The sequence below is a fragment of the Polaromonas sp. P1_G1 genome (assembly GCF_056405595.1).
The window spans coordinates 1-11,996 of the sequence record NZ_JBFUBU010000050.1 but is presented as its reverse complement, the minus strand read 5'-3'; the positions used below and the strand labels follow the sequence as shown (position 1 = coordinate 11,996).

Genomic DNA, 11,996 nt, shown 5'->3' with positions numbered 1-11,996 from the left:
CCGGGACTCAGGCTTGCGCGGCGGCCGAAGCCTGGGATGCGGGAGCCTGGTGGGCTGGCGTCTTGATCATGGCTTCAAATTCATGGCGGAAATGTTTGATCATGGCGCGCACCGGCATGGCCGCGGCATCGCCGAGTGCGCAGATGGTGCGGCCCTGGATGTTGTCGGCCACCGAGTTGAGCAGGTCCATGTCGGTCTGCTTGCCGTGGCCGTTGTGGATACGGTCCACGACGCGCCAGAGCCAGCCCGTGCCTTCGCGGCAGGGGGTGCATTGGCCACAGGATTCGTGCATGTAGAAGTAGGACAGGCGCTTGAGCGACTCGACCATGCAACGGCTGTCGTCCATCACGATCACCGCGCCCGAGCCCAGCATGGAGCCGGCCTTGGCGATGGAGTCGTAGTCCATGGTGCAGTCCATCATGATGGAAGCCGGCAGCACGGGCGCCGAAGATCCGCCGGGAATCACGGCCTTGAGCGTGCGGCCCTTGCGCACGCCGCCGGCGAGTTCCAGCAGCTTGGAGAACGGCGTGCCCATGGGCACTTCGTAGTTGCCGGGCAACTCGACGTCGCCAGAGACCGAATAGATCTTGGTGCCGCCGTTGTTGGGCTTGCCGCATTCGAGGTAGGCCTGGCCGCCGTTGCGGATGATCCAGGGCACGGCCGCGAAGGTTTCGGTGTTGTTGATGGTGGTGGGCTTGCCGTAGAGGCCGAAGCTGGCCGGAAACGGCGGCTTGAAGCGCGGCTGGCCTTTTTTGCCTTCGAGCGATTCGAGCAGCGCGGTTTCTTCGCCGCAGATGTAGGCGCCGAAACCGTGCGAGGCATGGAGCTGGAAGCTGAAGCCGCTGCCGAAGATGTTGTTGCCCAGCAGGCCGGCGGCGCGCGCTTCTTCCAGCGCTTCTTCAAAGCGCTGGTAAGTCGCGAAGATTTCGCCGTGGATGTAGTTGTAGCCCACGCTGATGCCCATGGCGTAGGCGGCGATCGCCATGCCCTCGATCACGCTGTGCGGGTTGTACTGCATGATGTCGCGGTCTTTGCAGGTGCCCGGCTCGCCCTCATCCGAGTTGCAGACCAGGTATTTCTGGCCCGGGAACTGGCGCGGCATGAAACTCCATTTGAGCCCGGTCGGGAAACCCGCCCCGCCGCGGCCGCGCAGGCTGCCGGCCTTGACTTCGGCAATCACCTGGTCGGGCGTCATGCCCTCGCCGCCGTCTTGCTTGAGGATCTTGCGCAGGGCCTGGTAGCCGCCGCGCGCTTCATAGTCCTTGAGGCGCCAGTTGCTGCCGTCGAGGTCGGCCAGGATTTGCGGATTGATGTGCCGGCCGTGGAAGCAGGTCTGCACGCCGGTGGCCGAAAACTGGGACAGCACGCTCTGCGCGGTTGCACTGTTGGGGGTCAGGGGTGCGAGCGTCATGGTTGCTTTGCCTCGGCGGATTTGAGACCTTCGATAAGCTGGTCCAGCTTCTCGTTGCTCATGAAGCTGCACATGGTGAGGTCGTTGACGAGCATCACCGGAGAATCCGCGCAGGCGCCCAGGCATTCGGACTGCTGCAGCGTGAAGAGGCCGTCGGCGCTGGTCTCGCCCATGGCGATGCCCAGCTTGTGCTCCAGGTGCTTGAGCGCCTTGGCGCCGTCGCGCAACTGGCAAGGCAGGTTGGTGCAGACGTTGAGYTTGWACTTGCCMACSGGRCGCTGGTTGTACATGTTGTAGAAGGTGGTGACTTCGTGCACGGCAATCGGCGCCATGCCGAGGTATTCGGCCACGACCTTCTCGCTCTCGGCGCTGACGTAGCCGTGCTCTTCCTGCAGGATGGTCAGGCAGGCCATGACGGCCGACTGTTTCTGGTCCGCGGGGTATTTGGCGACTTCGCGGTCGAAGCGCGCTCTGGTTTGTTCAGAAATCATGGGGACTACCGGTCAATTTCACCGAACACAATATCCATGGTGCCGATCACGGCGACGGCGTCGGCGATCATGTGGCCGCGCGACATTTCGTCCATGGCCGCGAGGTGCGGGAAACCCGGCGGACGAATCTTCAGGCGATAGGGCTTGTTGGCGCCGTCGCTGACGATGTAGATGCCGAACTCGCCCTTGGGGTGCTCGACCGCCGCATAGGCTTCGCCTTCGGGCACATGGAAGCCTTCGGTGAAGAGCTTGAAGTGGTGGATCAGCTCTTCCATGTTGGACTTCATGGATTCGCGGTCCGGCGCGGCGACCTTGTGGTTGCTGGTGATCACGGGGCCGGGGTTCACGCGCAGCCAGTCGACGCATTGCTTGATGATGCGGTTGGACTGACGCATTTCTTCGACACGGACCAGGTAGCGGTCGTAGCAGTCGCCGGTCTTGCCGACCGGGATGTCGAAGTCCATCTTGTCATAGACGTCGTAGGGCTGCTGCTTGCGCAGGTCCCAGGCGAAACCCGAACCGCGAAGCATGGGGCCGGTAAAGCCGAGGTTGAGCGCGCGCTCGGGCGAGACGACGCCGACGCCAACGGTGCGCTGCTTCCAGATGCGGTTGTCGGTCAGCAGGGTTTCGTATTCGTCGACGTAACCGGGGAACTTGTTGGTGAAGTCCTCGATGAAGTCGAGCAGCGAGCCTTGGCGGTTCTCGTTGAGCGCGGCGATGGCCTTGGCGTTCTTGACCTTGCTGACGCGGTACTGCGGCATGCTGTCGGGCAGGTCGCGGTAGACGCCGCCCGGACGGAAGTAGGCCGCGTGCATGCGCGCGCCGGAGACGGCCTCGTACATGTCGAACAACGCCTCGCGCTCGCGGAAGCAGTAAATCAGGATGTTCATCGCGCCGCAGTCGAAACCGTGCGCGCCCAGCCACAGCAGGTGGTTGAGCAGGCGCGTGATTTCGGCATACATCACACGGATGTATTGCGCGCGCACCGGCACGTCGACGCCCAGCAGCTTCTCGATGGCCAGGCAGTAGGCCTGCTCGTTGGACATCATGGAGACGTAGTCCAGCCTGTCCATATAGGGCAGCGACTGGATGTAGGTCTTGCTTTCGGCGAGCTTTTCGGTGGCGCGGTGCAGCAGGCCGATGTGCGGATCGGCGCGCTGGATCACTTCACCGTCAAGCTCGAGCACCAGGCGCAGCACGCCGTGCGCCGCGGGGTGCTGCGGTCCAAAGTTGAGCGTGTAGTTTTTGATTTCAGCCATGTGGGTATCTCTTGCCGGCGCTGCTTATTGCAGGCCACCGTAGTTGTCTTCACGGATCACGCGCGGGGTGATCTCGCGCGGCTCTATGGTGACCGGCTGGTAAATCACGCGCTTCTGCTCGGGGTCGTAACGCATCTCGACGTGGCCCGAGGTCGGAAAGTCCTTGCGGAAAGGATGGCCGATGAAACCGTAATCGGTCAGGATACGCCGCAGGTCGTTGTGGCCTTCAAAGATGATGCCGTAGAGGTCGAAGGCCTCGCGCTCGAACCAGTTGGCCGAGTTCCAGATGCCGTTGAGCGAATCCACCACGGGGAAATCGTCGTCGGGGCAGAACACTTTGAGGCGCACGCGCTGGTTGAGGCTGACCGACAGCAGGTGCGAGACTACGCAGTAGCGCAGGCCGTCGTACTGGCCGTCACGGTATTCGGAATAGTCGACGCCGCAGAGGTCGATCAGCTGCTCGAAGCGGCAGCCCGGCGCATCGCGCAGCAGGGTAGCGGCCGCGAGGTAGTCGGCGGCGGAGACCGTCAGGGTGATTTCACCGAGCGCAGTCTTCAGGCTTTTGACCTTGTCGCCGAGGACGGCATGAATCGTTTCGGCGAGTTGCTCCATGGACACGGGGGAAGAGGACATGCCTTATGCCCTCGCAATCGTGTTGGTGCGGCGGATTTTCTGCTGCAGCTGGATGATGCCGTACATCAGCGCTTCGGCCGTGGGCGGGCAGCCGGGCACGTAGACGTCCACCGGCACGATGCGGTCGCAGCCGCGCACCACGGAATAGCTGTAGTGGTAGTAGCCGCCGCCGTTGGCGCAGGAACCCATGGACAGCACCCAGCGCGGCTCGGACATCTGGTCGTAGACCTTGCGCAGGGCCGGGCCCATCTTGTTGCACAGCGTGCCGGCCACGATCATCAGGTCGGACTGGCGCGGGCTGGGTCGGAACAACATGCCGAAGCGGTCGAGGTCGTAGCGCGCCGCGCCCGCATGCATCATTTCGACGGCGCAGCAGGCCAGGCCGAATGTCATGGGCCAGAGCGAACCCGTCTTGGCCCAATTCACCACCGAGTCGTAACTCGTGGTCATGAAGCCTTCGTTGAAAACACCTTCAAGTGACATACCCGTACCTTTGTGGCGAGATCCGCCTAGAGAACCCTCGGGATTCTTAGCTTCTTATTCCATTTCCAAATCAAACGTGCACTTTGTCGGCTCGCCTTGCCGTGCTGTAGCACTGTCTGCGGCGAACCTTCGCGTTCACGCTTGATTTGGGAATGGAATTACTCCCAGTCCAGCGCACCCTTTTTCCACTCGTAGACAAAGCCCACGACCAGAATGCCCAGAAAAATCATGACCGACCAGAAACCGACGGGGCCGATTTCCTTGAGCGCCACGGCCCAGGGAAAGAGGAAGGCGATTTCGAGGTCAAACAGAATGAAGAGGATGGCGACCAGGTAGTAGCGCACATCGAATTTCATGCGGGCATCTTCGAAAGCCTCGAAGCCGCATTCGTAAGGGGAGTTTTTTTCGCTGTCGGGGCGCACGGGGCCCAACAAACGCCCCAGAACCTGGGGCACCACGCCGACACCCACACCGACCAGAATGAACAGGAGAACAGGAAGGTATTGATCGAGGTTCATCGTGGATTCAACTTCTGAAAAGCCACCTGCGCGGTTTGTTCAGCTTGCCGTTTAAGGCGACAGCATCGCCGGAGCGCTGCTGCCGATGCTTGTTCTGGTGCGGACGGCGAGACTCGAACTCGCACACCTTTCGGCACTACCCCCTCAAGATAGCGTGTCTACCAATTTCACCASGTCCGCGGTATTTAACTGACTGGATGGCATGAGGAAACCTTGCGGTTTTGGCTTTCCAGGCAGTCATAGAGTTTACCCTGAAATACCGCCTCCCCCGACGAGAGGCGGCAGCAAAAACACGTTATTTCGTCGGGATTTGCGCGGCGCCCGATGCGGTGGGCGCGGGTGCCGCTGGAACCGCTGCGCTACCGCTCGCAGGTGCCGTGGTCGCGGGAATTTGGGCCGCGCCGGAAGCCACGCCGGCGGGTGCCGGTGCACTCACCCCAGTGCCTTCCAGGACGCTGGAACCACTGCGCGGCAGCGAGCTGCCGCCGAAGTAAGCAAGCAGCAAGGTGCATGCAAAAAACAGCGCCGCGAGGACACCGGTGGTGCGCGACAGGAAGTTGGCACTGCCGCTGGCGCCGAACAGGCTGCCCGAGCCGCCGCTGCCGAACGCCGCGCCCATGTCGGCGCCCTTGCCGTGCTGCACCAGGATCAGGCCAATCATGCCGAGCGCCGACAGCATTTGCACGGCGAGGACAATGGTCAATACTACGTTCATATCTACTCCTAAATTAATAGCGTTCTGCGCTCGTTACTTGCGGGCTGCAGCAATAATGGTCAAAAAATCGGGGGCTTTGAGCGAGGCGCCGCCAATCAGGCCGCCGTCGATGTCGGGCTGGGCCAGCAGCGTTGCCGCATTGGCAGCGTTCATGCTGCCGCCGTACAGGATTTTCACACGCGCGAACTGGTCCGTGGCAGCCTTGAGCTGGGCACGCAACACCGCATGCACGGCCTGGGCCTCTTCAGGCGACGCCGTCTTGCCGGTGCCTATGGCCCACACGGGTTCATAGGCCACGACGATTTCGCTGATGCAATGGCCGTTGGTGTGGATCACCGCGGCCAGTTGGCGCTTGACGACCTCTTCAGTGTGGCCGGCTTCACGCTCAGCCAGCGTCTCACCCACGCAGACGATGGGCGTGATGCCCGAAGCCAGCGCGGCTTTGGCTTTTTCGGCCACCAGCGCATCGCTTTCGCCATGGTACTGGCGGCGCTCAGAATGGCCGACGATGGCAAAGCGGCAGCCGAAATCCTTGAGCATGGCGGCGCTCACCTCACCCGTGTAAGCACCCGAGGCTTGCGCCGAGACATCCTGCGCGCCCAGTTCGATGGACGCAAGGCCGGCCTGCGCGGAGTGCATGGCCTGCACCTGTGCCAGATAAGGCGCGGGAACACAGACCGCCACTTCGCATGCGGCGGGCGCCGCGGCCAAGCCTTGCGACAGCGCGTCCAGCAGGGCCGCGTTGGCGGCCAGGCTGCCGTTCATCTTCCAGTTTCCCGCAATGAGTTTTTTCATCTTTGGCTCACCAGGTCAAAACAATTTTGCCGATATGTGAATTCGACTCCATCAGCGCATGGGCTTTGGCCGCATCGGCCGCCGCAAATGTGCTGTGAATGACGGGCTTGATCCGGCCCGCCGCAAGCAGGGGCCAGACTTTTTCCCTCAGCGCTTTTGCAATCGCCGCCTTGAACTCGATCGAACGCGGACGCAGGGTCGAACCGGTGATGGTCAGGCGCTTGCGCAGCACCAGGCCGGCATTGAGCTCGGCCTTGACGCCGCCTTGCACCGCGATGATGACGAGACGGCCGTCTTCGGCCAGGCACTCGACTTCACGCGCCACGTAGCTGCCGGCCACCATATCGAGAATGACGTTGACGCCCTGTCCTTGGGTCAGCTTTTTCACCTCTTCGGCGAAGTCGCTGGCCTTGTAGTTGATGGCGTGGTCAGCCCCCAGGGCGATGCAGGCCGCGCACTTGTCGTCGCTGCCGGCAGTGACCAGCACCGTGGCGCCCATGGCCTTGGCGATCTGGATGGCGGTGACGCCGATGCCGCTCGAGCCGCCCTGGATCAGCAGGGTTTCACCCGGCTGCAGGTGGGCGCGCTCGAACACATTGCTCCAGACCGTGAAGAAGGTTTCGGGCAGCGAAGCCGCTTCGATGTCGCTGAGGCCCTCAGGCACCGGCAGGCATTGCCCCACAGGCGCGACGCACAGTTCGGCATACCCTCCGCCCGCCACCAGCGCGCAGACACGGTCGCCGGGCTTGAAGCCGGCCGCCGCCATGGCCTTGGCGTCACCGGACACGATGACGCCGGCCACTTCAAGGCCCGGGATGTCGGACGCGCCCGGCGGCACAGGGTAGTTCCCCATGCGTTGCAGCACGTCGGGGCGGTTCACGCCGCTGGCGCTCACGCGGATCACCACCTCTCCGGCGCCGTCGGTGGGTTCCGGGCGGACGCCCAGACGCAACACCTCGGGCGCGCCGTAGGAGGTAATTTCAACAGCTTTCATGGGGTATGCAGTTCATTTGCGCCGCCGGCGCCCGATGCACGGGTGCCGGCGGCAGCAAAATCCGTCGCAGGAAGGATCAGCCGCGGTCCTGGTCCTGGGCCGGACGGTCCAGCAAGGCCTTCATCGACAGCTTGACGCGGCCTTTTTCGTCGGTCTCAAGAACCTTGACCTTGACGATCTGGCCTTCGCTCAGGTAGTCGGTGACCTTCTCGACGCGCTCGTGGGCGATCTGGCTGATGTGCAGCAGGCCGTCCTTGCCGGGCAGCAGGTTGATCAGGGCGCCGAAGTCCAGGATCTTGGTGACCGGGCCTTCGTAGACCTTGCCGATTTCGACTTCAGCGGTGATCTCGGCGATGCGGCGCTTGGCTTCGTCGGCCTTGGCGCTGTCGTTCGAGGCGATGGTGATGGTGCCGTCTTCSTCGATGTTGATCTGCGTGCCGGTTTCTTCGGTCAGCGCGCGGATGACGGCGCCGCCCTTGCCGATCACGTCGCGGATTTTCTCGGGGTTGATCTTCATGACGTAGAGGCGCGGTGCGAAGTCGGAGACTTCGGCCTTGGCCTCGCCCATGGCTTCCTGCATCTTGCCCAGGATGTGCATGCGGGCTTCCTTGGCCTGGGCCAGCGCGACCTGCATGATTTCCTTGGTGATGCCCTGGATCTTGATGTCCATCTGCAGCGCGGTGATACCGAAGGTGGTACCGGCAACCTTGAAGTCCATGTCACCCAGGTGATCTTCATCGCCCAGGATGTCGGTCAGCACGGCGAAGCGGTTGTCTTCCTTGATCAGGCCCATGGCGATGCCGGCCACGTGGGCTTTCATCGGCACGCCGGCATCCATCAGCGACAGGCAGCCGCCGCAGACCGAAGCCATCGACGAGGAGCCGTTGGACTCGGTGATTTCAGACACCACGCGCATGGTGTACGGGAATTCTTCCTTCGTAGGCAGCACGGCGATCAGCGCACGCTTGGCCAGGCGGCCGTGGCCGATTTCGCGGCGTTTCGGGCTGCCGACACGGCCGGTTTCGCCGGTGGCGAACGGAGGCATGTTGTAGTGCAGCATGAAGCGGTCTTCGTAGTCGCCGGACAGCGCGTCGATGCGCTGCGCGTCGCGCTCGGTGCCCAGCGTGGTCACGACCAGCGCCTGGGTTTCGCCGCGYGTGAACAGGGCSGARCCGTGGGTRCGGGGCAGCACGCYGTTGCGGATTTCAATCGCGCGCACGGTGCGSGTGTCGCGGCCRTCGATRCGGGGTTCGCCGGCCAGRATCTGGCTGCGCACGATCTTGGCTTCGATGTCGAACAACATGCCTTCAAYGGCCACGCCGTCGAATTCCACGCCGTCGGCCTTGAGCGCCGCCATGACGTCGGAGGTCACCACGCGGCAGGCTTGCGTACGGGCTTGCTTGGCGCGGATCTGGTAAGCGGCTTGCAGCTTGGCGCCGGCGAGTTCATTGACCTTGGCGATCAGCGGCTCGTTCTTGGCGGGGGCTTTCCAGTCCCAGACCGGCTTGCCGGCGTCGCGCACGAGTTCATGGATCGCGTTGATGGCGATGTTGCCCTGCTCATGGCCGAACACCACGGCGCCGAGCATGATTTCTTCGGACAGTTGCTGGGCTTCGGACTCGACCATCAGCACGGCGGCTTCGGTGCCGGCCACGACGAGGTCCATCTTCGAATCCTTGAGCTGGGTCTTGCCGGGGTTCAGCACGTACTGGCCGTCGATGTAGGCCACGCGCGCGGCGCCGATAGGGCCGTTGAACGGAATGCCGGAAATCGACAGGGCGGCGCTCGAAGCGATCAGCGCGGGAATGTCGCCTTCGACTTCAGGGTTCAGCGACAGCACGTGGATCACGACCTGCACTTCGTTGAAGAAGCCTTCGGGGAACAGCGGGCGGATCGGGCGGTSGATCAGGCGGGAGGTCAGCGTTTCGAATTCGCTGGGACGGCCTTCGCGCTTGAAGAAGCTGCCGGGAATGCGGCCGGCGGCATAGGTTTTCTCGAGGTAGTCGACGGTCAAGGGGAAGAAGTCCTGGCCGGGCTTGGCGTCGGTCTTGGCGACCACGGTGGCCAGCACCACGGTGCCGTCCATGTCAACGACGACGGCGCCGCTGGACTGGCGGGCGATCTCGCCGGTTTCCATCGTGACCTTGTGCTGGCCCCACTGGAAGGATTTGGTGACTTTGTTGAAAATGCTCATGTTCTTATCTCCACTAAATTCACACGCTTGAGGCAGCGCGGGAGGCCCGGAGCGGCGGCTGGCTGAACACGATGCCATTCCACAAAATGCCTGGGATCAGCGGTCTGACCGGGGCTTTTCTTGTGGAATGACACAGCGCGTGCTCGTTTTGCCTTGCTCCGAAGTAAAAAGCGCCTGAGCTAGTGAACTAACTCAGGCGCTTTCAAATCGTTTTTACCGATTACTTGCGCAGGCCAAGCTTGGCGATCAGCGCGGTGTAACGGTCGGCGTCTTTGGACTTCAGGTAGTCCAGCAGCTTGCGGCGGCGGCTCACCATGCGCAGCAGGCCGCGGCGGCCGTGGTGGTCTTTGGCGTTGGCCTTGAAATGGGGAGTCAGTTCGTTGATGCGGCCGGTCAGCAGCGCCACTTGAACTTCAGGGCTGCCGGTGTCGCCGGCGGCACGTGCGTTGGCCTGAACGATTTCGGCCTTGATTGATTTTGCAATCATGTTTTCTCTTTCTTGCACCGAGGTGCGCTTGCGAGCGAAGCAGCGTTCCCGACATGGGACTTGAATAAACCGCTTTCGTCGTGTTCCGGCAAGCAAAAAGCCAAAAATGGCCTCAAACTGCGCAGAGCCTTGGATTATAGCCGGAGAACCAGGTTACGGTCCAAGCCAGCGTTCCAGCCGTTCCACCCCCTGCCCCAGCCTGGCCACATCCTGGCTGGCGAAACACCAGCGCAACCAGCCCTGAGCTTCGGGCCCAGGATTGACCATGAAGGCATTGCCGGGCGCCAGGCCCAGCCCGGCCTCCACGACCAGGCGTTTGGCGGTCTCCAGGGAGTCGCCGAAGCGGGCGGGGTCTTCCAGCCGGAAAAAGGCGTACATACCGCCCTTGGCCGGCGCCAGCTGTACACCCGGCACCGCCTGCAGCAGCGGCACCAGGGTGTCGCGGCAGGTTTTGAGGTGGGCCACCACGCGCGGCGTGATGTCGGCCGTGCGCTCAATCGCCACCTGCCCGGCCCGCTGGACGAACACCGGCGCGCAGGAGGTGTTGAACTCCACCAGCTTGCCCATGTGCGGCGTCATGGTGGCCGGCATCACCAGCCAGCCCAGGCGCCAGCCGGTCATCAGGAAGCTCTTGGAAAAGCTGTGAACCACCACCAGGCGGTCCTCAGACGCCGCAATGTCCAGGAAACTCGGCGCGCAGCCATTCGGGGTGGGCTCGTAATACAGCCGTTCATACACCTCGTCGGCCAGGATCCAGGTCCCGGTTTTGCGGCAGTGCGCCAGGATGGCCTCCTGCTCGGCGCGCGACAAGGTCCAGCCGGTAGGGTTGTTGGGCGCGTTGACGATCAGCAGCTTGGTCGCCGGCCTGATGGCGGCCAGCAGCTCAGCCAGATCCAGCCGCCATTCGCCCGCCACCGGCCTGAGGCTGACACACTTGACCCGCGCGCCCATGATGGCCGGCTGGGCCGTCAGGTTGGGCCAGACCGGTGTCACGGCCACCACCTCGTCGCCCGCATCGACCAGCGCCTGAACGGCCAGCATCAACGCATTGACCCCACCCGAGGTCACCGCGATGCGCTCGGCGGTAATAGGCGCGGCGCCTGGGCAGCGCAAGCCCGTCGCATAGCCGGCAATCGCCTCGCGCAGCTCGGGCAGGCCCAGGTTGTGGGCATAAAAAGTCTCGCCCTGCTGCAGCGAGGCGGCCGCCGCGTCGCGGATAAAGGCCGGCGTGACCTCGTCGCTCTCGCCAAACCAGAACTTGAGCACGTCGCTGCGCCCCATGCCCGCATTGGCGACCTGGCGGATCATCGACTCTTCAAGGTTTAAAACGGCCTGTCTCATGGGAATGTTCGATCTGCCTGCCGGCGTCAGTCAATCAGAAAAGGAATAAAAGCTCAGGGCCGGACCATCTTGCAGCTGCTGGGCTGCTCGGCCCGTTCGGGCGAGATCGTCTTGATGACACGAAAGCCGTAGCCCGAGCCTTCCACGTCGAACTTCACGCCCGGTGAGCCCTGTTTGCCCATCAGCGCCACCAGCAGCGGTTGCTGGAACTGGTGGTCCAGCGCACGCATCGCGCCCTGGTGGCCCGCGAAAGTGACGGTGCCACGCTCCAGCTGCGCCGCCAAAGCGCCGGCCTCGGCGCTGCTGGCCTTGTCCAGGCTTTGGGCCAGGGCCTCGACCATCAGTTGCATGCGCATGTGCACGTAGTCGTCCTGCGGCTTGGGGAAGCGCTGGCGGAAGGACTGGTAAAAGGCTTCGGACTGCGCGCCCGCCTCGTTCGGGAACCAGTCGGCCACCGCAATCACCTTGCCCACGCCGGCGTCGCCCAGCGCGCCCGGCACACCCAGCGCATTGCCGTAGAAGGTGTAGAACTTGCCCTCGTAGCCCACTTCCTTGGCGGCCTTGATCAGCAAGGTCAGGTCRTTGCCMMAGTTGCCGGTGAGCACCGCCTGCGCGCCGCTGGCCTTGATTTTCACGGCATAGGGGATGAAATCCTTGACGCGGCCCAGCGCGTGC

General features: G+C 63.3%; 13 protein-coding genes and 1 tRNA gene. All 14 read right to left on the bottom strand.

Going from position 1 to position 11,996, the window contains the following annotated elements:
* Nucleotides 1–7: 7 nt before the first annotated feature.
* Nucleotides 8–1,411, bottom strand: a complete 1,404-nt coding sequence (nuoF, locus tag AC1D1Y_RS21705; RefSeq protein WP_477684167.1) for an NADH-quinone oxidoreductase subunit NuoF — start codon at nt 1,409–1,411, stop codon at nt 8–10.
* Nucleotides 1,408–1,902, bottom strand: a complete 495-nt coding sequence (gene nuoE, locus AC1D1Y_RS21700) for an NADH-quinone oxidoreductase subunit NuoE (RefSeq protein WP_477684166.1) — start codon at nt 1,900–1,902, stop codon at nt 1,408–1,410. The genes nuoF and nuoE overlap by 4 nt, the downstream gene beginning before the upstream one ends.
* A 5-nt stretch (nt 1,903–1,907) precedes the next feature.
* Nucleotides 1,908–3,161 (bottom strand): NADH-quinone oxidoreductase subunit D, encoded by a 1,254-nt coding sequence (locus AC1D1Y_RS21695; protein WP_436155274.1) that lies wholly within the window; start codon nt 3,159–3,161, stop codon nt 1,908–1,910.
* Nucleotides 3,162–3,185: 24 nt separating this feature from the next.
* Nucleotides 3,186–3,794 (bottom strand): NADH-quinone oxidoreductase subunit C, encoded by a 609-nt coding sequence (locus AC1D1Y_RS21690; RefSeq protein WP_477684165.1) that lies wholly within the window; start codon nt 3,792–3,794, stop codon nt 3,186–3,188.
* Nucleotides 3,795–3,797: 3 nt separating this feature from the next.
* Nucleotides 3,798–4,277: a NuoB/complex I 20 kDa subunit family protein gene (locus tag AC1D1Y_RS21685; protein WP_007864469.1), complete on the bottom strand. Its 480-nt coding sequence runs from the start codon at nt 4,275–4,277 to the stop codon at nt 3,798–3,800.
* A gap of 158 nt (nt 4,278–4,435) precedes the next feature.
* The gene (locus AC1D1Y_RS21680; RefSeq protein WP_007864471.1) at nt 4,436–4,795 is read right to left on the bottom strand and encodes an NADH-quinone oxidoreductase subunit A; all 360 of its coding nucleotides are present in this window, start codon (nt 4,793–4,795) and stop codon (nt 4,436–4,438) included.
* Nucleotides 4,796–4,890: 95 nt separating this feature from the next.
* A tRNA-Leu gene (locus tag AC1D1Y_RS21675) sits at nt 4,891–4,975 on the bottom strand.
* A 115-nt stretch (nt 4,976–5,090) separates the two neighbouring features.
* Nucleotides 5,091–5,510, bottom strand: coding sequence for a preprotein translocase subunit SecG (gene secG / locus AC1D1Y_RS21670; protein WP_477684164.1), 420 nt, complete (start codon nt 5,508–5,510; stop codon nt 5,091–5,093).
* 33 nt (nt 5,511–5,543) lie between these two features.
* Nucleotides 5,544–6,305, bottom strand: coding sequence for a triose-phosphate isomerase (gene tpiA / locus AC1D1Y_RS21665; protein WP_477654931.1), 762 nt, complete (start codon nt 6,303–6,305; stop codon nt 5,544–5,546).
* A 7-nt stretch (nt 6,306–6,312) separates the two neighbouring features.
* Nucleotides 6,313–7,299, bottom strand: a complete 987-nt coding sequence (locus tag AC1D1Y_RS21660) for an NAD(P)H-quinone oxidoreductase (RefSeq protein WP_477684163.1) — start codon at nt 7,297–7,299, stop codon at nt 6,313–6,315.
* A gap of 76 nt (nt 7,300–7,375) precedes the next feature.
* Complete coding sequence (pnp, locus tag AC1D1Y_RS21655; protein ID WP_477684162.1) at nt 7,376–9,493, bottom strand: polyribonucleotide nucleotidyltransferase; 2,118 nt, start codon at nt 9,491–9,493, stop codon at nt 7,376–7,378.
* Between the two features lie 220 nt (nt 9,494–9,713).
* Nucleotides 9,714–9,980 carry a 30S ribosomal protein S15 gene (gene rpsO / locus AC1D1Y_RS21650; protein ID WP_436155280.1) on the bottom strand — a complete coding sequence of 89 codons (267 nt, stop codon included), beginning with the start codon at nt 9,978–9,980 and terminating at the stop codon, nt 9,714–9,716.
* A gap of 153 nt (nt 9,981–10,133) precedes the next feature.
* Complete coding sequence (locus AC1D1Y_RS21645) at nt 10,134–11,321, bottom strand: pyridoxal phosphate-dependent aminotransferase (RefSeq protein WP_477684161.1); 1,188 nt, start codon at nt 11,319–11,321, stop codon at nt 10,134–10,136.
* 53 nt (nt 11,322–11,374) lie between these two features.
* A partial coding sequence (locus AC1D1Y_RS21640) for an ABC transporter substrate-binding protein (RefSeq protein WP_477684160.1) occupies nt 11,375–11,996 on the bottom strand: 622 nt, incomplete at its 5' end.